This window comes from Kitasatospora sp. NPDC001309 (genome assembly GCF_042896295.1).
Classification (GTDB): Bacteria; Actinomycetota; Actinomycetes; order Streptomycetales; family Streptomycetaceae; genus Kitasatospora.
In genome coordinates this window covers 433,488-454,556 of the sequence record NZ_JBIAXC010000001.1, presented here as the reverse complement: position 1 = coordinate 454,556, position 21,069 = coordinate 433,488, and the positions used below count along the sequence as shown (strand labels likewise).

Genomic DNA, 21,069 nt, shown 5'->3' with positions numbered 1-21,069 from the left:
CGGTTCCGGCCCGGGCGGGGCGGCGGGCCCGGCTACGGCTACGGCTACGGCTACGGCCGCCGGACGGCCCGCCAGACCGTGGGCAGCGCCCCGGCCACCGCGAGCGCCGGCACCGGCGCCCCGGGCTCGCCCGCCGCCTCCCGGCCCGCCAGGCCGTGCAGGTAGGCGGCCACCGAGGCGGCGTCCAGCGGCGGCAGGCCCGCGGCCAGCAGCGAACCGGCCAGCCCGGCCAGGACGTCCCCGCTGCCCGCGGTGGCCAGCCAGGAGGTGCCGGTGGGGTTCACCCGGACGGCCCCGCCCGGGTCGGCGACCACCGTGGTGGAGCCCTTGAGCAGCACGGTGGCCCGGTAGGCGGCGGCCAGCTGGCGGGCGGTGGCCAGCCGGGTGGCGGCCAAGTCGTCGGCGGCGGGCGGCGCGGTGCCGTCGGCGCCGGCCAGCAGCCGGGCGGCCTCGCCGGTGTGCGGGGTCAGCAGGGTGGGCGCGGTGCGGCCGGCCAGCGCCCGCGGACCGAGCCGGCCCAGCTCGGTCAGCCCGTCCGCGTCCACCAGCACCGGGACGTCGCTCGCCAGCGCCTCGACCAGCGCCTGCCGCGCCCCCTCGCCCCCGCCCGGCCCGACCACCCAGGCCTGCACCCGTCCGGCCCCGGCCGGGCCGCCCTCGGTGACCAGCGTCTCCGGGAAGCGGCGCACCACCTCCTCGGCCGCCGTGCCGACGTACCGGACGGCGCCCGCACCGCCGTGCAGCGCACCGGCGACCGCGAGCAGGGCCGCCCCCGGGTACCGCGCCGAGCCGGCCGCCACCCCGACCACACCGCGCCGGTACTTGTCGCTCTCCGCGCCCGGCAGCGGCAGCAGCGCCGCCACGTCCGCGTGCTGCAGGGCCGTCACCTCCGGCTCCGGCGGTTCCAGGCCGATGTCCACCAGTTGCACCGCGCCCGCGTAGGAGGCCCCGGGGTCGATCAGCAGCCCGGGCTTGTAGGTACCGAAGCAGACCGTGACGTCCGCGCGCAGCGCCTCCCCGGGCACCTCGCCGCTGTCCGCCTCGACCCCGCTGGGCAGGTCCACCGCCACCACGGTGCCGCGCCGCCCGGCCCGGGCGTACGGCACGGCCTCGGGGCGCAGCCCGCCCCGGCCGCCGATGCCGACGATCCCGTCCAGCACCAGGTCCGCGCACGAGAAGTCGGCCAGGCCGACCTCCTGCTCCGCCGTCACCCGCCCGCCGGCCGCCCGCAGCGCGGCCAGCCCGCCCGGGTGCGCCTTCGCCGGCGCCAGCAGCACCGCCGTCACCCGCGCCCCGCGCCGGGCCAGCGCCGCCCCGGCGTACAGCGCGTCACCCCCGTTGTCCCCACTGCCCGCCAGCACCGTCACCCGACTGCCGTACACCCGCCCCCGACCCCCGACCAGCAGCCGCGCACACGTCGCCGCCAACCCGGCCGCCGCCCGCTGCATCAGCGTGCCCTCCGGCAGCCGCGCCATCAGCTCCGCCTCCGCGGCCCGGACGGTGTCCACAGGGTGTGCATGACGCATGGGGAGAACTCCTTCGGCAGTCGGCTACCGCCGACGCTAGCCCGCGTCCCGGCCCCGCGGGAGCCGGGCCTGCGGCACACTTTCGGGTGACACCCACTTCGAGCCCCCACCGGTGTCGGTCCGTACGCCTACCTTGTGGCTCGGCACGGACCCACAGGAGGGAGAAGGGCCATGGTCGCCATGCCGGCAATCGAGCACCCGCTGGGCGAGGACAGCCTCCTCCAGGCGTTTTTGGAGCTGGACACGCCGCTGGGAAGCAAGGCCGAATTCATCGAAGGGGAGATCGTCGTGACGCCGCCGCCGGACGGGGCCCACGAGACCGCGTTCTCGCTCATCAACAGGCAGTTCATGCGCAAGGCCGAGACCGAGTTCGACCTGTCAGGCACCAAGGGTCTGATCACGCCCAAGGGCCGTTTCATCCCCGACGGCGTGGTGAGCCCGGTCGGGCATTTCGAGCACTCGGACTCCTGGGCCCAGGCGGCGGGCGTACTGCTGGTCTTCGAGATCACCTCGACCAACCCGTACAAGGACCGCGAACCGAAACGCCTGGGCTACGCCGCTGCGGGAATCCCCTGCTACCTGCTGGTCGACCGCACCGACGGCACGGTCACGCTGTTCACCGAACCCGACGGCGGGGACTACATCACCCGGACCAAGGTCGAGTTCGGCAAGTCGATCGACCTGCCCGCCCCGTTCTCCTTCACGCTCGACACGGCGCCCCTGCGGTAGGGCACAGCCACCGCAGGGGCGCCGCGAACGGCCGGGCGTCTACTCGACGGTGACCGACTTCGCCAGGTTGCGCGGCTGGTCGACCTCGTGGCCCTTGGCCGTGGCCAGCTCGCAGGCGAAGACCTGGAGCGGGACGGTGGAGACCAGCGGCTGGAGCAGCGTCGGGGTGGCCGGGATGCGGATCAGGTGGTCCGCGTACGGCACGACGGCCTCGTCGCCCTCCTCGGCGATCACGATCGTGCGGGCGCCGCGGGCCCGGATCTCCTGGATGTTGGAGACGATCTTGTCGTGCAGGATCGACCGCCCGCGCGGCGAGGGCACGACCACCACGACCGGCAGCCCCTCCTCGATCAGCGCGATCGGGCCGTGCTTGAGCTCGCCCGCCGCGAAGCCCTCGGCGTGCATGTAGGCGAGCTCCTTGAGCTTGAGCGCGCCCTCCAGGGCCACCGGGAAGCCGACGTGACGGCCGAGGAACAGCACCGAGCGGGCGTCGGCCAGCGAGCGGGCCAGCTCGCGCACCGGCTCCATGGTCTCCAGCACCTGCTCGACCTGCTTCGGCGCGTCGCCGAGCTCGCGGATGATGGTGAAGATCTCGTCGCCCCACTTGGTGCCGCGCACCTGGCCCAGGTACAGGGCGACCAGGTAGCAGGCGACCAGCTGGGTCAGGAACGCCTTGGTGGAGGCGACCGCGACCTCCGGTCCGGCGTGGGTGTACAGCACCGCGTCCGACTCGCGCGGGATGGTCGAGCCGTTGGTGTTGCAGATCGCCAGCACCTTGGCGCCCTGCTCACGGGCGTGCCGCAGGGCCATCAGGGTGTCCATGGTCTCGCCGGACTGCGAGATGGCGATGACCAGCGTGCCGGGGCCCATGATCGGGTCGCGGTAGCGGAACTCCGAGGCGACCTCGACCTCGCAGGGGATGCGGGTCCAGTGCTCGATCGCGTACTTGGCGATCATGCCCGCGTGGAAGGCCGTGCCGCAGGCGACGATGACGACCTTGTCGACCGAGCGCAGGTCGGCGTCGGAGATCCGCAGCTCGTCGAGGGTCAGCCGGCCGTCGGTGCCGATCCGGCCGAGGAGGGTGTCGGCGACGGCCTTCGGCTGCTCGGCGATCTCCTTGAGCATGAAGTAGTCGTAGCCGCCCTTCTCGGCGGCGGAGGCGTCCCAGTCGACGTGGTACTCGCGCACCTCGGCCGGGTTGCCGTCGAAGTCGGTGACGGTCACGCCCTCCCGGCGCAGCTCGACGACCTGGTCCTGGCCCAGCTCGATCGCCTCGCGGGTGTGCGCGATGAAGGCGGCGACGTCGGAGGCGAGGAAGTTCTCGCCCTCGCCGCGGCCCACCACGAGCGGGGAGTTGCGGCGGGCGCCGACCACCACGTCGGGCGAGTCGGCGTGGACGGCGACGAGGGTGAAGGCGCCGTCCAGCCGGCGGCAGACGACGCGCATGGCCTCGGCCAGGTCGCCGTCGTAGGCCTCACCGAGCAGGTGGGCGACGACCTCGGTGTCGGTCTCGGACCGGAGGGTGTGGCCGCGCTCGGCGATCTCGGCCCGCAGCTGGGCGAAGTTCTCGATGATGCCGTTGTGGACCACGGCCACCCGGCGGTCGTCGTCCAGGTGGGGGTGGGCATTGGCGTCCGTCGGGCCGCCGTGGGTGGCCCAACGGGTGTGGCCGATGCCGGTGGTGCCGCCGGGGAGGGGGGATTCGGCGAGCGACTTCTCCAGGTTGCCGAGCTTTCCGGCCCGCTTGTCGGTGACCAGACTCCACTGCCCCTGGGAGTCCTGCGCCTGCACCGCGACACCGGCCGAGTCATAGCCCCGGTACTCCAGTCGCTGCAGGCCCGCGATTACTACGTCGAGGGCGGACTGCGCGCCCACGTATCCAACAATTCCGCACATGCGTGCCAGCATAAGGGCGGTTCTGTGGCCGTTTTCCCGTCTTTCCCGGCTCGCCCCAACCCTGCGTGACCGACACCACAACCACGGTGAACACCGCTACGGCTCACAATGGAGCATGTGCTGACCGAACTCTGTACGCGGGGCGCCGCCACGCCCGGCCCGTCCCCGTCCCCCTACGTGGACCTCAGCCGGGCCGAGTGGAGCGCACTGCGCGAGCGTACGCCACTTCCGCTGACCGCCGAGGAGGTGGAGCAGCTGCGCGGCCTCGGCACGGCACTCGACCTCGACGAGGTGCGTGACGTCTACCTGCCGCTGTCCCGGCTGCTGAACCTCTACATCCACGCCACGCACGAACTGCGCGGCGCGCTGGGCACGTTCCTGGACACCCCGGACACCGAGCGCACCCGTACGCCGTTCATCATCGGCGTGGCCGGCTCGGTGGCCGTCGGCAAGTCCACCACCGCCCGCCTGCTCCAGGCCCTGCTGGCCCGCTGGCCCGAGCACCCGCGGGTGGAGCTGGTCACCACCGACGGCTTCCTGCTGCCCAACGCCGAGCTGCGCCGCCGCGGCCTGATGGCCCGCAAGGGCTTCCCGGAGTCGTACGACCGCCGGGCCCTGATGCGCTTCGTCGCGGACGTGAAGGCGGGCAAGGAGCTGGTGACGGCGCCGGTGTACTCGCACCTGGTGTACGACATCGTGCAGGACCAGCGGCTGACGGTGGAGCGCCCGGACATCCTGATCGTCGAGGGCCTGAACGTGCTCCAGCCGGCCCTGCCGGGCACCGACGGCCGGACCAGGCTCGCGGTGGCGGACTACTTCGACTTCTCGATCTACGTCGACGCCCGCACCGACGACATCGAGCACTGGTACCTGGACCGCTTCCGCAAGCTGCGGCAGACGGCCTTCCAGGACCCGAACTCCTACTTCACCCGGTTCACCGAGGTGCCGGAGGAGGAGGCGATGGAGTACGGCCGACAGGTCTGGCGCACCATCAACAAGCCGAATCTGCTGGAGAACGTGCTGCCGACCCGCGGCCGGGCCACCCTGGTCCTGCAGAAGGGCGCCGACCACAAGGTCCGCCGGGCGCTGCTGCGCAAGCTCTGACCGGGCGCAGGACACGGCGAAGGGCCCCCGCGCGGGGGCCCTTCGTGGTCTCCGGGGCGGGCTCAGCCCAGGTGGGTGCGGACCGCCTCGGCGAGGCGCTGCCCGACGGCCTCGGCCTGCACCGGGTCGGCGGCCTCGACCATGACCCGGACCAGCGGCTCGGTGCCGGAGGGGCGCAGCAGCACCCGGCCGGTGGCGCCCAGCTCGGCCTCGGCGGCGGCGACCGCGGCGGCCAGCTCGGTGCTGGTGCCCACCCGGCCCTTGTCGACGCCCTTGACGTTGATCAGCACCTGCGGCAGCCGGGTCATCACGGCGGCCAGGTCGGCCAGCGGCTGCTTGGTGGCGGCCAGTCGGGCGCCCAGCATCAGGCCGGTCAGGGTGCCGTCGCCGGTGGTGGCGTGGTCCAGCAGGATGACGTGGCCGGACTGCTCGCCGCCCAGCGCGAAGCCGTGCTCCTTCATCGCCTCCAGCACGTAGCGGTCGCCGACGGCGGTCTCCACCAGGTCGATGCCCTCGCGCTCCATCGCCAGCTTGAAGCCGAGGTTGGACATCACGGTGGCGACCGCGGTGTTGCGGCGCAGGGTGCCGGCCTCCTTCATGGCGACGGCGAGGATGGCGATGATCTGGTCGCCGTCCACCTCGTCGCCCTCGGCGTCGGCGGCCAGGCAGCGGTCCGCGTCGCCGTCCAGGGCGATGCCGAGGTCGGCCCGGTACTCCTTCATCGCGACGCGCAGCCGGTCCAGGTGGGTGGAGCCGACGCCGTCGTTGATGTTGAGGCCGGTGGGCTCGGCCCCCAGGGTGTGGACGACCTCGGCGCCGGCCCGGGCGAAGGCCTCGGGGGCGACGTAGGCGGCCGCGCCGTGGGCGCCGTCGATGACGACCCGGATGCCGTCCAGGCGGTTGGGCAGCACACCGATCAGGTGGGCGACGTACTTGTCGAAGCCCTCGGTGTACTCGCGGACCCGGCCGACGGCGGCACCGGTCGGGCGGTTCCAGTCCTCGCCGCCGACGGTGTGCTTGCGGTAGTGGGCCTCGATCGCGTCCTCGATCCGGTCGTCCAGCTTGTGGCCGCCGCGGGCGAGGAACTTGATGCCGTTGTCCGGCATGGCGTTGTGGCTGGCGGACAGCATCACGCCGAAGTCGGCGCCGAGCGCGCCGGTGAGGTACGCCACGGCGGGGGTGGGGAGGACGCCGACCCGGAGCACGTCGACGCCGGAGCTGGCCAGGCCCGCGATGACCGCGGCCTCCAGGAACTCGCCCGAGGCACGGGGGTCACGGCCGACCACCGCGACCGGCCGGTGCCCGTCGAACGCGCCGGCCTCGCCGAGCACGTGGGAGGCCGCGACCGACAGGCCGAGCGCCAGCTCCGCCGTCAGGCCCTCGTTGGCCACACCGCGTACGCCGTCCGTACCGAAGAGTCGTCCCACTGTCCCGTCCTCCATCACCATGCTCGGAACCCACCGTTGATCCCGGCCGCCGCACGTTAGCCGGGGAACACGTCGCCCCGGAGTACACGAGGTACTCCGGGGCGACGGTTTGCGCAACCAGGGGGTGCGCCGCCAGGGCGGTACGCACCCCCGGGGACGCGATTAGCGCTTGCTGTACTGCGGCGCCTTGCGGGCCTTCTTGAGACCGGCCTTCTTGCGCTCGACGGCACGGGCGTCACGCATCAGGAAGCCGGCCTTCTTGAGGGCGGCGCGGTTGTTGTCCACGTCGGCCTCGTTCAGGGCACGGGCGACGCCGAGGCGCAGCGCGTAGGCCTGGCCGGAGACGCCGCCACCGCTGATGCGGGCGACGACGTCGTAACGGCCGTCCAGCTCGAGGAGCTTGAAGGGCTCGTTCACGGTCTGCTGGTGCACCTTGTTCGGGAAGTAACCCTCGAGGGTGCGACCGTTGATCTTCCACTGGCCGGTGCCGGGGACGATGCGCACGCGGGCGATCGCCTCCTTGCGACGGCCGAGGCCGGCGCCCGGGGTGGCCTCGCCGAAGCGGCCGGCCAGGGACTCGGAGGTGTAGCTCTCCTCGGAGGTGTACTCGCCCTCGACGGCCTCAACGGCCTCGTCGAAGTCGACCTCAAGGGTTTCAGTGGTCTCGGCCACGATGTTCCTCAGCTCTTTTCAGTGTTGGGGGGCTTGGTGGCCGAATTACTGCGCGACCTGGGTGATCTCGAACGGCACCGGCTGCTGGGCAGCGTGGGGGTGCTGGTCGCCCGAGTAGACCTTCAGCTTGGAGAGCATCTGGCGGCCCAGGCTGTTCTTGGGGATCATGCCCTTGATGGCCTTCTCGACGGCCTTCTCCGGGTTGTTCGCCAGCAGGTCGTCGTAGCGCACCGAGCGCAGACCGCCCGGGAAGCCCGAGTGGCGGTAGGCCAGCTTCTGGGTCTTCTTGTTACCGGACAGGTGCACCTTGTCGGCGTTGATGATGATGACGAAGTCACCAGTGTCAACGTGCGGCGCGTAGATCGCCTTGTGCTTGCCCCGGAGGAGGTTGGCGGCCTGGGAGGCCAGGCGGCCCAGCACGACGTCGGTCGCGTCGATGACGTGCCACTGACGCTGGACGTCGCCGGGCTTGGGGCTGTACGTACGCACGGTCGTAGCCTTCGCTTTTCAGTGAGTGAGTCCTGACAGGAGCACCCGGACGGAAGAGCAGCCTGATCAGCCTTGGACGCAATTCAAGGGTGACCGCTGGTCGTCGACCTGATGTCTCCGGCGTACCGACCTCTCACGTGAGATAGAGCGAGCCAATACGCACATCAAGCGTCCAGGTTACCGGGCGGGCGGGGAGCGGTCAAAAATCGCCGGCCGCCCACCCCGCCGTCACTCAGCGTTCGCGCTCCACCCGGGTGACGTCCCAGACCGGTTCGGACGACTCGAAGACCTTCCCGTCCGCGCCGAAGACCAGGAAGCGGTCGAAGGTCTTGGCGAACCAGCGGTCGTGGGTGACGCACAGCACCGTGCCCTCGAAGGCCTCCAGCCCGGTCTGCAGCGCCTCGGCGCTCTCCAGGTCCAGGTTGTCGGTCGGCTCGTCGAGCAACAGGGCCGTCACGCCGGAGAGTTCGAGCTTGAGGATCATCAGCCGGGCCTGCTGTCCGCCGGACAGCGACTCGAACTTCTGCTCCTCCTGGCGGTCCAGCTCGTACCGGCGCAGCGCGCCCATCGCGGCGCCGCGGCTGAGCGCGTGCTCCTCCTCGATGATCGAGCGCACGGTGCGGCCGAACAGCTCCGGATGGGCGTGGGTCTGCCGGAAGTGGCCGGGGACGACCCGGGCGCCGAGCTTCCAGTCGCCGGTGTGCTCGACCGTGGTGTCCCCCGCGAGCAGCCGCAGCAGGTGCGACTTGCCGGCCCCGTTGGCGCCCAGCACGGCGACCCGCTCGCCGTAGAAGACCTCCAGGTCGAAGGGCTGCATCAGGCCGGTGAGCCCCAGCCGCTCCAGGGTGAAGGACCGCATGCCGGTGCGCCCGCCCTTGAGCCGCATGGTGATGCTCTGCTCGCGCGGGGGCTCCTCCGGGCGGCCGGCCTCCTCGAACTTCTTCAGCCGGGTCTGGGCGGCCGCGTAGCGGGTGGCGAGCGCGTGGCTGACGGAGGCGGCCTGGCGCAGGGTGACGACCAGCTTCTTGAGCTTGGCGTGCTCCTCGTCCCACCGGCGGCCCAGTTCCTCGAACCGCGCGAAGCGGTCCTTGCGGGCCTCGTGGAAGCTGTCGAAGCCGCCGCCGTGCACCCAGACGCTGCTTCCGGCGGCACCGGACTCGACGCTGATGATCTTGTCCGCGGACCTGGAGAGCAGCTCACGGTCGTGCGAGATGAACAGGACGGTCTTCGAGGTGGCCTTGAGGGCCTCCTCCAGCCAGCGCTTGGCCGGTACGTCCAGGTAGTTGTCCGGCTCGTCGAGCAGCAGCACCTCTTCGGGGCCGCGCAGCAGCGCCTCCAGCACCAGCCGCTTCTGCTCGCCGCCGGAGAGGGTGTTCAGGCCGCGCCACTGGGCCTTGTCGAAGGGCATCCCGAGGGCCGCCATGGTGCAGACGTCCCAGTCGGTCTCGTAGTCGTAGCCGCCGACGTCCGCCCAGTCGGAGAGCGCCTGGGCGTAGGCCATCTGCGTCTTCTCGTCGTCCTGGGCGATCATCGCCAGCTCGGCGGCGTCCACCGCGCGGGCGGCCACGGCGATCCGCTCGGGGGCGACCGAGACCAGCAGGTCGCGCACCGAGGCGTCGGCCGGCAGGGCCCCCGGGGTGGCGCTCTGGTCCTCGCGGCCGGTGGTGCCGACGAACTGGCGCATCACGCCGAGCCCGCCGCTGATCGTCACCGTGCCGCCGTGCGGCTGGATGTCCCCCGCGATCATGCGCAGCAGGGTGGTCTTGCCGGCGCCGTTGGCGCCGACCAGCGCGACCGCGGCGCCCTCGCCGACCCGGAAGGACGCGTCGTCGAACAGCACCCGCCCGTCCGGCAGGTAGTACTCCAGGTGCGAAATCTCGACGTGTCCCATGGGAGCGATTGTCCCAAGCGGACGCCCCGGGCCAAAACGGATTACGCGACGGCCGGCTGCCCGGGCAGCGTGCGCATCCGCCGCGCCTGCCGGTTCCGCTCGGCGAGCTGGTCGTCCGGCGGGTAGCCGACCTCCTCCAGCGTGAGCCCGTACGGCCGGATCACGTTGACGGCCGAGTTGCGCACCCCGCCGGCCAGCACCTCGCCGGGGAACTCCACCGGCCGGTGCCCGTCGCCGACCAGCAGCATCGCGCCGACCAGCGCCCGGACCATGTTGTGGCAGAAGGCGTCGGCCCGCACGGTGGCGACCGCGAGGCTGCCCTCCTGGCTGGCGTAGCCGTCCACCGGGACGCGGTCCCAGTGCAGTTCCAGCAGGGTCCGGATGGTGGTGGCGCCCTCGCGCTTCTTGCAGTACGCGGCGAAGTCGTGCTCGCCGAGCAGCAGCTTCGCGGCCTCGTTCATCCGGTCCACGTCCAGCGGCCGGTCGTGCCACAGCACGTGCCCGCGCAGCAGCGGGTCGACCCCGCCGGGGTGGTCGGCGACCCGGTAGGCGTAGCGGCGCCAGATCGCCGAGAAGCGGGCGTCGAACCCGGCCGGCGCCTCCCCGACCCGGTAGATCCGGACGTCCCCGGGCAGCCGGCCGGCCAGCCGGCGCAGCAGCTTCTCCCGGTGCGCCTCCCACAGCTCGGCCGGCAGGTCGACGTGGGCGACCTGGCCGCGGGCGTGGACGCCGGCGTCGGTGCGGCCGGCCACGGTCAGCGGGAACAGCTCCGGGCTGCGGGTGACGACCTGCAGCGCGGTCTCGATCTCCTCCTGGACCGTCCGGCGGCCGCCCTTCTGGCGGGCCCAGCCGGAGAACTCGGCGCCCTGGTAGGCGAGGTCGAGCCGGACCCGGACGCGGCCCTCGGCCGGGCCGTCCTTCACCGGTGGCTGCTCGGCGCAATCGTTGACCACTTGCTCCTGCTCCTACGAATAAGGAACGGGCCCGCTCCCCCATCGCTGGGAGAGCGGGCCCGCATCACACCTGGAGGTGTCAGGCCTGCTCGGCGGCCTCGGCCTCGTCGGCCTTGGTCTCGACGGCGGCGGCCTGGTCGGCCTCCTTGACGGCACGCTTGGTGGCGCCCTCGGCCTCGCCGACGGCGGTCTGCGCGACGGTCAGCGCCTCGACCAGCTCGATCACGGCCATCGGGGCGTTGTCGCCACGACGGGGACCGATCTTGGTGATACGGGTGTAACCACCCGGGCGGTTCTCGTAGCGCGGCGCGATCTCGGTGAAGAGGGTGTGCAGCACCGAGATGTCGGTGATGGTCTTGCGCACCAGGCGACGGTTGTGGATGTCGCCCTTCTTCGCCTTGGTGATCAGCTTCTCCGCCAGCGGGCGCATCCGACGGGCCTTGGCCTCGGTCGTGGTGATGCGGCCGTACTGGAACAGCTCCCGGCACAGACCGGCGAGCAGCAGCGGCTCGTGGTGCGGGCCGCCGCCGAGGCGGGCACCCTTGGTGGGACGCGGCATGGTGACTCCTTGGATCTCCGACTACGGCCGTACCAGGTACCGCAGCGGGCGTACCGGCACTGTTGCCGGTACGACTTGCCATGACGACGGGGGCGGCTCCGTGGAACCGCCCCCGCGGCCAAATCTCTTAGTACTGCTCGGTCTCCGCGTAACCCGCGTCGTCCAGGTCGTCGGCGCCGAAGGCGTCGGCGGCGGCGGTCGGGTCGAACCCGGGCGGGCTGTCCTTGAGGGCCAGGCCCATGCCGGCCAGCTTCGCCTTGACCTCGTCGATCGACTTCGCACCGAAGTTGCGGATGTCGAGCAGGTCGGCCTCGGAGCGGGCGACGAGCTCACCCACGGTGTGGATGCCCTCGCGCTTGAGGCAGTTGTACGACCGAACGGTGAGCTCCAGCTCCTCGATCGGCAGCGCCAGGTCGGCGGCCAGGGCGGCGTCCGTCGGGGACGGGCCCATGTCGATGCCCTCGGCGTCGATGTTCAGCTCGCGGGCGAGGCCGAACAGCTCCACCAGGGTCTTGCCGGCCGAGGCCATGGCGTCGCGCGGACGCATGGCGGGCTTGGTCTCGACGTCGACGATCAGCTTGTCGAAGTCGGTCCGCTGCTCGACACGGGTGGCCTCGACCTTGTAGGTGACCTTCAGCACGGGGCTGTAGATCGAGTCGACCGGGATGCGGCCGATCTCCTGGCCGGAGGCCTTGTTCTGGACGGCGGAGACGTAGCCGCGACCGCGCTCGACGGTCAGCTCCATCTCCAGCTTGCCCTTGCCGTTCAGCGTGGCGAGGACCAGCTCGGGGTTGTGCACCTCGACACCCGCCGGCGGGGCGATGTCGGCGGCGGTCACGACGCCCGGGCCCTGCTTGCGCAGGTACATCACGACCGGCTCGTCGTGCTCCGAGGAGACGACCAGCTGCTTGATGTTGAGGATGAGGTCGGTCACGTCCTCCTTGACGCCCGGCACGGTGGTGAACTCGTGCAGGACGCCGTCGATGCGGATGCTGGTGACAGCGGCACCCGGGATCGACGACAGGAGCGTGCGGCGCAGGGAGTTGCCGAGGGTGTAGCCGAAGCCCGGCTCCAGCGGCTCGATCACGAACCGCGAGCGGAACTCGTCGACGACCTCTTCGGTCAGCGAGGGGCGCTGAGCGATAAGCATGGGGGGTGTTCCTCCAGTTGTCTTCGGCACCCACTATTTGATGCCGACAGGACCAAGCGTACGGGGTCCCGCAGAAAACAGGACCCCGTACGTGGTTTAAAGCGTTACCCGCGTGCCCGAAGGCGCTGCGTCAGACGCGGCGGCGCTTCGGCGGACGGCAGCCGTTGTGCGGGGTGGGGGTGACGTCCTGGATCGAGCCGACCTCCAGGCCGGTGGCCTGGAGCGAACGGATCGCGGTCTCGCGGCCGGAGCCCGGACCCTTCACGAAGACGTCGACCTTGCGCATGCCGTGCTCCTGCGCGCGACGGGCAGCGGCCTCGGCGGCCATCTGCGCGGCGAACGGGGTGGACTTGCGCGAGCCCTTGAAGCCGACGTGGCCGGCGGAGGCCCAGGAGATCACGTTGCCCGCGGGGTCGGTGATCGAAACGATGGTGTTGTTGAACGTGCTCTTGATGTGCGCGTGGCCGTGAGCGACGTTCTTCTTTTCCTTGCGGCGGATCTTCTTCGCGCCGGCAGCCTGACGACCCTTGGGGGGCATAAGTCTGTTCTCCTACTGAGGTGGTCGGTCCGCTGACCCGCGGGCCGGAGGGATGTCCGGTGACGGGACGGACTACTTCTTGCCCGGCTTCTTCTTGCCGGCGATCGCGCGACGCGGGCCCTTGCGGGTACGCGCGTTGGTGTGGGTGCGCTGGCCGCGGACCGGCAGGCCACGGCGGTGACGCAGACCCTCGTAGCAGCCGATCTCGACCTTGCGGCGGATGTCGGCGGCCACCTCACGGCGGAGGTCACCCTCGACCGTGTAGTTGGCGTCGATGTACTGGCTCAGCTTGACCAGGTCGTCCTCAGTGATGTCGCGAACGCGGACATCCGGGTTGACGCCGGTCTCGGCGAGGGTCTGCTGGGCGCGGGTACGGCCGATGCCGTACACGTACGTAAGGGCGATCTCGATCCGCTTCTCACGGGGGAGATCAACGCCGGCGAGGCGTGCCATTCAAGGCTCCTGTGGTTCTTCAGAGGTCTGACGGGCACCTACTCCGACACCTCACGGTGAGGGAGCCCCGGCCTCTGACCGGGGGCGGCAGTCCGTCCCGTCCGGGACGGATCGGGTGACCCGCGTATGACGTTTTCGCGTCGCGCGAAGTACTACGAGAAATGCGGGAGGGAGATCAGCCCTGGCGCTGCTTGTGGCGCAGGTTGTCGCAGATCACCATGACCCGGCCGTGACGGCGGATCACCTTGCACTTGTCGCAGATCTTCTTGACGCTCGGCTTGACCTTCATGTTCAGGTTCTCCGGGTCTAGATCTGACGTTCTTACTTGTAGCGGTAGACGATCCGGCCGCGCGTGAGGTCGTAGGGGCTGAGCTCCACGACCACCCGGTCGTCCGGCAGGATGCGGATGTAGTGCATGCGCATCTTGCCACTGATGTGCGCGAGGACCTTGTGACCGTTCTGCAGCTCGACCTTGAACATCGCGTTCGGAAGAGACTCGATCACGGTGCCCTCGATCTCAATGGCGCCTTGCTTCTTAGCCATGAACTGCGAGATCCACCTTCCGGGACCGGCTACCGTATGCGGAACGCTCGTGCGAACCTGGGTTCACCCCGCCCCCGAGGGGAAGAGGGCGTGCTGAAGCACGCTACGAGTGAGCCGACGGTCCATCCTACGCCAGCGCGTCCCGGGGGTCCAAAACGGGGGTACCGGAAGGAGTCCGCCGTCACACGGGCCCCGTCAGACCCCGGTGGGGACGGCCAGCGGGTCGACGTGGGCGGTGCAGGCCGAGCAGCGGCGGGCGGCCTCGGGGATCTCGGTCAGGCACTCGGGGCACGGGCGCTTCGCGACCTTCGGCTTCTTCGGCAGGTAGCGGGCGGTGGCCTTGGTGATCGGCAGCACCACGCAGAAGTACAGCACCGCGGCGGTCATGAAGAAGGCGATCAGCACGTTCAGGAACTGGCCGTACGGGAACTTCACCCCGCCGATCTCCGCCGTGTACGAGCTGAAGTCGCCGGCCGCGCCGACCACCACGCCGACCAGCGGGGTGAGGAAGGCGGACACGAAGCCGGTCACCACCGCGGTGAACGCGGCACCGATGACCACACCGACGGCCATGTCGATGACGTTGCCGCGCATCATGAAGTCGCGGAATCCCTTGAGCACTGCGCTCTCCTGCTCGCTCGTAAGCCACTGGGCCAGTAACTGCCACTGCCAGCCGTTAAAAATAGGACAAAAGCCCTGGAGGTCCAAACCTCCAGGGCTCTGATCCCTTGTCAGCAGCGGCAGTTGACCGCCCGGGCGACTACGCCAGCGGGTCCGGAGCTGCGGTGATGCCCAGCTTGGCGAGCTCGGCCCGGCCGCCGTCGAAGGCGGTCAGCACCAGCGGGCCCTCCTCGGTGACGGCCACCGAGTGCTCCCAGTGCGAGGCCCAGGTGCCGTCGTTGGTGACGACCGTCCAGTCGTCCTCCAGCACCGCGGTGTGCGGGGTGCCGAGCGAGACCATCGGCTCGATCGCCAGCACGGTGCCCGGCACCAGCTTCGGGCCTTTGCCGCGGCCGCGCTCGACGTAGTTCAGCACGTGCGGCTCCATGTGCATCGCGGTGCCGATGCCGTGGCCGCCGTAGCCCTCGGTGATGCCCCACTTGCCCTTGGGCGGCAGCGGCTGGCGCCGGATGTAGCCCTCGATCGCCTTGGAGACGTCCACCAGGCGGTTGTTCTTCTTCATCTGGGCGATGCCGGCCCACATCGAGCCCTCGGTCACCCGGCTGAGCATCTCGACCTCGGGGCGGACCTCGCCGACCGCGACGGTGATCGCCGAGTCGCCGTGCCAGCCGTCCAGGATGGCGCCGCAGTCGATCGAGATGATGTCGCCCTCCTGCAGCACCCGCTCGCCCGGGATGCCGTGCACGACCTCGTTGTTCACCGAGGCGCAGATCACGCCCGGGAACCACAGGCCGCCGTGGTGGGCGCGGAAGTTCGAGGTGGCACCGTGGTCGGTGATGACCTTGTCGGCGATGTCGTTGAGCTCCTGGGTGGTCACCCCGGGAGCGACCGCCTCGCGACAGGCCTTGAGCGCCTCGGCGACGACCAGCCCGGCCGCCCGCATCTTCGCGATCTGCTCGGGGGTCTTGATCTCCACCATCAGGTCACGCCTTCCAAGTCCGGATTACCACTGCCTACCACCGTACGACGTCGAAAACGGCCGGGCCGCCCGCTCCACGGGCGACCCGGCCGTCACGCGTACCTCGCCGAGCGAACTCAGCCGTTCTTCTTCAGCGCCTCGATCGCGCGCTGGGTGACCTCGTCCACCTTGCCGAGGGCCGAGATCGTCGCCACCAGGCCCTGCTGGACGTAGTAGTCGATGATCGGCTCGGTCTCCGTGTGGTAGACCTCCAGGCGCGTGCGCACCGCTTCCTCGGTGTCGTCCGAGCGCTGGTACAGCTCGCCACCGCACTCGTCGCAGACACCCTCCTCCTTCGGCGGGTTGTACGCGACGTGGAACACGTGGCTGCCGTTCTTGCGGCACAGGCGGCGGCCGGCGATCCGGCGCACCACCTCGTCCTCGGGGACCTCCAGGTCCAGCACGCCGTCCAGCACGATGCCCTGCTCGGCGAGGAACTCGTCGAGCGCCTTGGCCTGGCCCAGGTTGCGGGGGAAGCCGTCGAGCAGGAAGCCGTTGGCCGCGTCGGCCTGCAGCATGCGGTCCTTGGCCATCCCGATGGTGACCTCATCCGGTACCAGGCGACCCGCGTCCATGTAGCCCTTGGCCTCGAGCCCCAGCGGGGTGCCCTGACCGATGTTGGCGCGGAACAGGTCGCCGGTGGAGATGTGGGGGATGGACAGGGTCTTGGCGAGCAGGTGCGCCTGAGTACCCTTCCCGGCCCCGGGAGGACCAACGAGGACGATACGCATCAGCGGAGGAACCCTTCGTAATTGCGCTGCTGGAGCTGGCTCTCGATCTGCTTCACAGTTTCGAGTCCGACGCCGACGACGATGAGCACGCTGGTGCCGCCGAACGGGAAGTTGGTCTGCTGTCCGAAGGCGACCAGGGCGATCATCGGGATCAACGCGATCAGGCCCAGGTAGAGCGAACCCGGCCACGTGATTCGGGTCAGCACGTAGTTCAGGTACTCGGCCGTCGGACGGCCGGCCCGGATGCCCGGGATGAAGCCACCATACTTCTTCATATTGTCGGCAACTTCTTCGGGGTTGAAGGAGATGGCGACGTAGAAGAAGGCGAAGAAGACGATCAGCAGGAAGTAGGTGGCCATGTAGATCGGGTGGTCACCCTTGACGAAGTTCTGCTTGACCCACACCGCCCAGCCCGACTGGCTGTTGGTCAGCTGGACCACCAGCGCCGGGATGTACAGCAGCGACGAGGCGAAGATGACCGGGATGACACCGGCCTGGTTCACCTTGAGCGGGATGTAGGTCGAGGTGCCGCCGAAGGCCCGGCGGCCGATCATCCGCTTCGCGTACTGGACCGGGATCCGGCGCTGCGCCTGCTCGACGAAGATGACCAGCATCACAACGATGACGCCGACCGCGACCACGGAGAGGAACTCGACCCAGCCGCCGCCGATGGTGCCGGACTGCTTGATGGCCCACATCGAGGTCGGGAACTGCGCGGCGATCGAGGTGAAGATCAGCAGCGACATGCCGTTGCCGATGCCGCGGTCGGTGATCAGCTCGCCCAGCCACATGATGACCGTGGTGCCGGCCGTCATCGTGAGCACCATGACGGCGATCCGGAACACCGAGGTGTCCGGCACGATCTGGTTGCCCACCGGGCAGCCGGAGAACAGCGCACCGCTGGAGGCCGTCGCCACGATGCCGGTGCCCTGGAGCACGGCGAGCGCGATGGTCAGGTAGCGGGTGTACTGGGTGATCTTCGCGGTGCCGGCCTGGCCCTCCTTCTTCAACGCCTCGAGTCGCGGGATCACGACGGTGAGGAGCTGGAGGATGATGCTCGCGGTGATGTACGGCATGATGCCGAGCGCGAAGATCGTCAGCTGGAGGAGCGCGCCACCGCTGAACAGGTTGACGAGTCCGAAGAGGCCGTTGTTCTTGGTGTCCTTGATGCACTCGTTCACGGCCGTGAAGCTCACGCCCGGAATCGGAATGTGCGAGCCCAGCCGGAACAGCACCATGATGCCCAGCGTGAACAGCAGCTTCTTGCGCAGGTCGGGCGTCTGGAACGCCCGCGCGAACGCACTGAGCACGGTGCCTCCTGCGCCTCCCGCACGTCGTCGGCGGGAGGGTCGGTCCTGAATGGGGAGTTTTTGCGGTACGGGCCCCCGTACAGACGGCACAGGCGAGCCTACGCGCAGCCTACAAGGGAACTCCACGGACTCTAACAGTGCGCGGCCACTCGAAAGAAGCGCGTACCGTCCCTCCCCCACTCACGGGGGTACGGGATGCCCGGTTTTGCCACACAAAAGAACGAGGCCCGGTACCGGCTGATTTCGGCCCCGGAGTGAAAGCCGGGGTAAAAGCACGAGCCCCGCACCTCCCGAAGGAGGTGCGGGGCTCGAAGCCGGTTGTCGGCGGGTTCAGCGGGCTCAGACGAGCTCGGTGACCGTACCGCCGGCGGCCTTGATCTTCTCGGCGGCCGAGCCGGAGACGGCGTCGACCGTCACCTGCAGCGCAACCGAGACCTCGCCGGTGCCGAGCACCTTGACGAGGGAGTTCTTGCGAACCGCGCCCTTGGCGACCAGGTCCTCGACCGTGACGGCGCCACCCTGCGGGTAGAGCTCGGCCAGCTTGTCGAGGTTGACGACCTGGAACGTGATCTTGAACGGGTTCTTGAAGCCCTTCAGCTTCGGCAGGCGCATGTGGAGGGGCATCTGGCCACCCTCGAAGCGCTGCGGAACCTGGTAGCGGGCCTTGGTGCCCTTGGTACCACGACCGGCGGTCTTACCCTTGGAGCCCTCACCACGACCCACGCGGATCTTGTCGGTCTTGGCACCCGGGGCGGGACGCAGGTTGTGGATCTTGATCGGGTTGTCGCCCATGATCAGTCCACCTCCTCAACCGTCACCAGGTGACGGACCGTGTGGGCCATCCCGCGGATCTCGGGACGGTCCTCCTTCACCACGACGTCGTGCATGCGCTTGAGACCAAGCGAACGCAGGGTGTCACGGTGATTCTGCTTGCTGCCGATGTACGACTTGGTCTGCGTGATCTTCAGGCGAGCCATCAGGCGCTCACCCCTGCAGCACGCGCCCGCAGCAGAGCGGCGGGGGCCACGTCCTCCAGCGGCAGGCCACGACGGGCGGCGATCTCCTCGGGGCGCACGAGGCCCTTCAGAGCAGCCACGGTGGCGTGCACGATGTTGATCGCGTTGTCCGAGCCGAGCGACTTCGACAGGATGTCGTGAATGCCGGCGCACTCCAGGACGGCGCGCACCGGACCACCGGCGATAACACCGGTACCGGGGGCGGCGGGCTTCAGCAGCACGACGCCGGCGGCCTTCTCACCCTGGATCGGGTGCGGGATGGTGCCCTGGATACGGGGGACCTTGAAGAAGTTCTTCTTGGCCTCCTCAACACCCTTGGCGATGGCGGCCGGAACCTCCTTCGCCTTCCCGTAACCGACACCCACGGTGCCGTCACCGTCGCCCACCACGACCAGCGCGGTGAAGCTGAAACGACGACCACCCTTGACAACCTTGGCGACACGGTTGATCGCGACAACGCGCTCGACGTAAGCGGTCTTCTCGACGGCGGGGGCGTTGCCCCGGTCGTCACGCTTACGGTCGCGCCGCTCGCCACCGCCGGTGCCACCGCCGGCGCCGCTACCGCGGCGCTGGGGTCCAGCCATTGGAATTACCTCTCTCGATTACGTCCGTCGACTGAGTCGACGAGCGGCTTAGAAGTCGAGCCCGGCCTCGCGAGCCGCGTCCGCCAGGGCGGCGATGCGGCCGGCGTACCGGTTGCCCGCGCGGTCGAAGACGACCGCCTCGATGCCGGCAGCCTTGGCGCGCTCGGCGACCAGGCTCCCGACCTTCTTGGCCAGCTCGGTCTTGTCGCCCTCGGCGCCCTTGATGGACACGTCGAGGGTGGACGCCGACGCCAGGGTGTGACCCTTGGCGTCGTCGATGACCTGGGCGACCATGTGACGGTTCGAGCGCGTCACGACGAGGCGCGGACGCACCTCGGTGCCGACGACGCGCTTGCGAACGCGGATCGCGCGGCGCTTGCGAGCGGCGCTCTTGTAGGCGTTGCCCTTGCCGATCTTGACAGAGACGCTCATCGCTTACTTACCACTCTTTCCGACCTTGCGGCGGATGACCTCGCCCGCGTACTTGACGCCCTTGGCCTTGTACGGGTCGGGCTTGCGCAGCTTGCGGATCTTCGCGGCGACCTCGCCGACCTTCTGCTTGTCGATGCCGTCCACGTGGAACTTGGTGGCCGACTCGACGACGAAGGAAATGCCCTCGGGGGCCTCGACCAGAATCGGGTGGCTGTAGCCCAGCTGGAACTCCATGTCGGAGCCCTTCGCCAGAACTCGGTAGCCGACACCGCTGATCTCCAGCGACTTGCGGTAGCCCGCGGTCACGCCGGTGATCATGTTCGCCACCAGCGTGCGGGAAAGGCCGTGCAGGGCCTTCGACTGACGCTCGTCGTTGGGGCGGGTGACGACCAGGTTGCCGTCCTCGCCCTTACCGATCTCGATCGGCGCGGCGACAACGTGGGTGAGGGAGCCCTTGGGGCCCTTCACCGAGACCGCCTGGCCATCGATGGTGACGTCCACGCCGGCGGGAACCGGGATGGGCAGCCGTCCAATGCGCGACATTGCTGTACCTCCGTTTCCCGAATTACCAGACGTAGGCGAGAACTTCTCCGCCTACGCCCTTCTTGGCAGCCTGCTTGTCGGTGAGGAGACCCGAGGACGTGGAGATGATCGCCACGCCCAGGCCGCCGAGCACCTTCGGCAGGTTGGTGGACTTTGCGTAGACCCGCAGGCCCGGCTTGCTGATCCGCTTGATGCCAGCGATCGAGCGCTCACGGTTGGGACCGAACTTGAGCTCGATGGTCAGCTTCTTGCCGACCTCGCCCTCAGCGGGCTCCTCAACCTTGTAGGAGGAGATGTACCCCTCCTGCTGCAGGATCTGGGCGACGTGCGCCTTGATCTTGCTGGCCGGCATCGCCACAGAGTCGTGGTACGCCGAGTTAGCGTTACGCAGACGCGTGAGCATGTCTGCGATGGGGTCGGTCATGGTCATGATGGCCTCAGGCCTCTCTCGCCGTGGTTTCTCCGCGCCAGGTCCCCCTGCCGCACTCCGGGGAGTGCGGCAGGGGCACAGACGCAGGGGACCTGCGGCGTCGTAAGACTGGGTGCGAGCCCTCCGAAGAGGGTCGACGGCAGCTATGGAGCTACCGCGACAGGGGGCCCGACCTCACTACCCTACGGGATTCCGTACGCAGCCCCAAAAAGGGGCTCTGTGGGGTCGGGCACACCTGCTTCGCTATGGCGTTACCGCGAGGTCCTGGTTACCAGGAGCTCTTGGTCACGCCCGGCAGCTCGCCGCGGTGCGCCATCTCACGAAGGCAGACACGGCACAGGCCGAACTTGCGGTACACCGAGTGCGGACGGCCGCAGCGCTGGCACCGGGTGTAGGCCCGGACGCCGAACTTCGGCTTCCGCTCGGCCTTCGCGATGAGGGACTTCTTCGCCAT

At 69.7% G+C, this 21,069-nt stretch carries 26 protein-coding genes; 2 read left to right on the top strand and 24 right to left on the bottom strand.

Annotation, left to right across the window (positions count from 1 at the left end; translation table 11 throughout):
- Positions 1-50: 50 nt before the first annotated feature.
- On the bottom strand, positions 51-1,526 hold the full coding sequence (locus ACFY2K_RS02205; protein WP_387709226.1) for an NAD(P)H-hydrate dehydratase: 1,476 nt from the start codon (positions 1,524-1,526) through the stop codon (positions 51-53).
- Between the two features lie 171 nt (positions 1,527-1,697).
- Here ACFY2K_RS02205 and ACFY2K_RS02200 point away from each other — a divergent pair, with 171 nt between their 5' ends.
- Positions 1,698-2,255, top strand: coding sequence for a Uma2 family endonuclease (locus ACFY2K_RS02200; protein ID WP_380521224.1), 558 nt, complete (start codon positions 1,698-1,700; stop codon positions 2,253-2,255).
- A gap of 39 nt (positions 2,256-2,294) precedes the next feature.
- Here the strand turns inward: ACFY2K_RS02200 and glmS are convergent, their stop codons facing one another.
- Entirely contained in the window at positions 2,295-4,151 is a 1,857-nt protein-coding gene (gene glmS, locus ACFY2K_RS02195; RefSeq protein ID WP_375882113.1) for a glutamine--fructose-6-phosphate transaminase (isomerizing), read from the bottom strand.
- A gap of 108 nt (positions 4,152-4,259) precedes the next feature.
- Between glmS and coaA the strand changes: the two genes are divergently transcribed.
- Positions 4,260-5,255: a type I pantothenate kinase gene (gene coaA / locus ACFY2K_RS02190; RefSeq protein ID WP_375882109.1), complete on the top strand. Its 996-nt coding sequence runs from the start codon at positions 4,260-4,262 to the stop codon at positions 5,253-5,255.
- Between the two features lie 62 nt (positions 5,256-5,317).
- Here coaA and glmM read toward each other — a convergent pair whose 3' ends face one another.
- The 22 genes from glmM to ACFY2K_RS02080 all read right to left on the bottom strand — a co-directional run bounded on the left by glmM (position 5,318) and on the right by ACFY2K_RS02080 (position 21,069).
- On the bottom strand, positions 5,318-6,682 hold the full coding sequence (gene glmM / locus ACFY2K_RS02185; RefSeq protein ID WP_375882106.1) for a phosphoglucosamine mutase: 1,365 nt from the start codon (positions 6,680-6,682) through the stop codon (positions 5,318-5,320).
- Positions 6,683-6,844: 162 nt separating this feature from the next.
- Positions 6,845-7,354, bottom strand: a complete 510-nt coding sequence (rpsI, locus tag ACFY2K_RS02180; RefSeq protein ID WP_350503556.1) for a 30S ribosomal protein S9 — start codon at positions 7,352-7,354, stop codon at positions 6,845-6,847.
- Between the two features lie 45 nt (positions 7,355-7,399).
- Positions 7,400-7,843 carry a 50S ribosomal protein L13 gene (gene rplM / locus ACFY2K_RS02175; RefSeq protein WP_030055846.1) on the bottom strand — a complete coding sequence of 148 codons (444 nt, stop codon included), beginning with the start codon at positions 7,841-7,843 and terminating at the stop codon, positions 7,400-7,402.
- Positions 7,844-8,075: 232 nt separating this feature from the next.
- Positions 8,076-9,734, bottom strand: a complete 1,659-nt coding sequence (locus ACFY2K_RS02170) for an ABC-F family ATP-binding cassette domain-containing protein (RefSeq protein ID WP_380590007.1) — start codon at positions 9,732-9,734, stop codon at positions 8,076-8,078.
- A gap of 41 nt (positions 9,735-9,775) precedes the next feature.
- Positions 9,776-10,687 (bottom strand): tRNA pseudouridine(38-40) synthase TruA, encoded by a 912-nt coding sequence (gene truA / locus ACFY2K_RS02165; RefSeq protein WP_380521230.1) that lies wholly within the window; start codon positions 10,685-10,687, stop codon positions 9,776-9,778.
- A gap of 79 nt (positions 10,688-10,766) precedes the next feature.
- On the bottom strand, positions 10,767-11,246 hold the full coding sequence (rplQ, locus tag ACFY2K_RS02160; protein WP_375882098.1) for a 50S ribosomal protein L17: 480 nt from the start codon (positions 11,244-11,246) through the stop codon (positions 10,767-10,769).
- A 127-nt stretch (positions 11,247-11,373) separates the two neighbouring features.
- Positions 11,374-12,396 (bottom strand): DNA-directed RNA polymerase subunit alpha, encoded by a 1,023-nt coding sequence (locus ACFY2K_RS02155; protein ID WP_030055844.1) that lies wholly within the window; start codon positions 12,394-12,396, stop codon positions 11,374-11,376.
- A 130-nt stretch (positions 12,397-12,526) separates the two neighbouring features.
- Entirely contained in the window at positions 12,527-12,934 is a 408-nt protein-coding gene (gene rpsK, locus ACFY2K_RS02150) for a 30S ribosomal protein S11 (RefSeq protein WP_030232513.1), read from the bottom strand.
- A 72-nt stretch (positions 12,935-13,006) separates the two neighbouring features.
- The gene (rpsM, locus tag ACFY2K_RS02145) at positions 13,007-13,387 is read right to left on the bottom strand and encodes a 30S ribosomal protein S13 (protein ID WP_316523629.1); all 381 of its coding nucleotides are present in this window, start codon (positions 13,385-13,387) and stop codon (positions 13,007-13,009) included.
- 175 nt (positions 13,388-13,562) lie between these two features.
- The gene (gene rpmJ, locus ACFY2K_RS02140; protein ID WP_003956441.1) at positions 13,563-13,676 is read right to left on the bottom strand and encodes a 50S ribosomal protein L36; all 114 of its coding nucleotides are present in this window, start codon (positions 13,674-13,676) and stop codon (positions 13,563-13,565) included.
- A gap of 32 nt (positions 13,677-13,708) precedes the next feature.
- Positions 13,709-13,930, bottom strand: a complete 222-nt coding sequence (gene infA / locus ACFY2K_RS02135; protein ID WP_003956442.1) for a translation initiation factor IF-1 — start codon at positions 13,928-13,930, stop codon at positions 13,709-13,711.
- Between the two features lie 195 nt (positions 13,931-14,125).
- Positions 14,126-14,551 (bottom strand): large conductance mechanosensitive channel protein MscL, encoded by a 426-nt coding sequence (gene mscL / locus ACFY2K_RS02130; RefSeq protein WP_375882094.1) that lies wholly within the window; start codon positions 14,549-14,551, stop codon positions 14,126-14,128.
- A 139-nt stretch (positions 14,552-14,690) separates the two neighbouring features.
- The gene (gene map / locus ACFY2K_RS02125) at positions 14,691-15,530 is read right to left on the bottom strand and encodes a type I methionyl aminopeptidase (RefSeq protein WP_380521233.1); all 840 of its coding nucleotides are present in this window, start codon (positions 15,528-15,530) and stop codon (positions 14,691-14,693) included.
- Positions 15,531-15,646: 116 nt separating this feature from the next.
- A complete protein-coding gene (locus tag ACFY2K_RS02120) occupies positions 15,647-16,300 on the bottom strand; it encodes an adenylate kinase (RefSeq protein WP_380397400.1) in 654 nt (217 codons plus the stop codon).
- Positions 16,300-17,610, bottom strand: coding sequence for a preprotein translocase subunit SecY (gene secY, locus ACFY2K_RS02115; protein WP_375882088.1), 1,311 nt, complete (start codon positions 17,608-17,610; stop codon positions 16,300-16,302). The genes ACFY2K_RS02120 and secY overlap by 1 nt, the downstream gene beginning before the upstream one ends.
- A 339-nt stretch (positions 17,611-17,949) precedes the next feature.
- Positions 17,950-18,402, bottom strand: a complete 453-nt coding sequence (gene rplO, locus ACFY2K_RS02110) for a 50S ribosomal protein L15 (protein WP_375882087.1) — start codon at positions 18,400-18,402, stop codon at positions 17,950-17,952.
- 2 nt (positions 18,403-18,404) lie between these two features.
- Entirely contained in the window at positions 18,405-18,587 is a 183-nt protein-coding gene (rpmD, locus tag ACFY2K_RS02105) for a 50S ribosomal protein L30 (RefSeq protein WP_030055835.1), read from the bottom strand.
- Complete coding sequence (gene rpsE, locus ACFY2K_RS02100) at positions 18,587-19,210, bottom strand: 30S ribosomal protein S5 (RefSeq protein WP_030055834.1); 624 nt, start codon at positions 19,208-19,210, stop codon at positions 18,587-18,589. Before rpsE ends, rpmD begins: the two co-directional genes overlap by 1 nt.
- 48 nt (positions 19,211-19,258) lie before the next feature.
- Complete coding sequence (gene rplR, locus ACFY2K_RS02095) at positions 19,259-19,642, bottom strand: 50S ribosomal protein L18 (RefSeq protein WP_030232494.1); 384 nt, start codon at positions 19,640-19,642, stop codon at positions 19,259-19,261.
- A 3-nt stretch (positions 19,643-19,645) separates the two neighbouring features.
- Entirely contained in the window at positions 19,646-20,185 is a 540-nt protein-coding gene (gene rplF, locus ACFY2K_RS02090; protein ID WP_375882084.1) for a 50S ribosomal protein L6, read from the bottom strand.
- A 22-nt stretch (positions 20,186-20,207) separates the two neighbouring features.
- Positions 20,208-20,615: a 30S ribosomal protein S8 gene (rpsH, locus tag ACFY2K_RS02085; protein WP_030280781.1), complete on the bottom strand. Its 408-nt coding sequence runs from the start codon at positions 20,613-20,615 to the stop codon at positions 20,208-20,210.
- A 268-nt stretch (positions 20,616-20,883) separates the two neighbouring features.
- Entirely contained in the window at positions 20,884-21,069 is a 186-nt protein-coding gene (locus tag ACFY2K_RS02080) for a type Z 30S ribosomal protein S14 (protein ID WP_030393303.1), read from the bottom strand.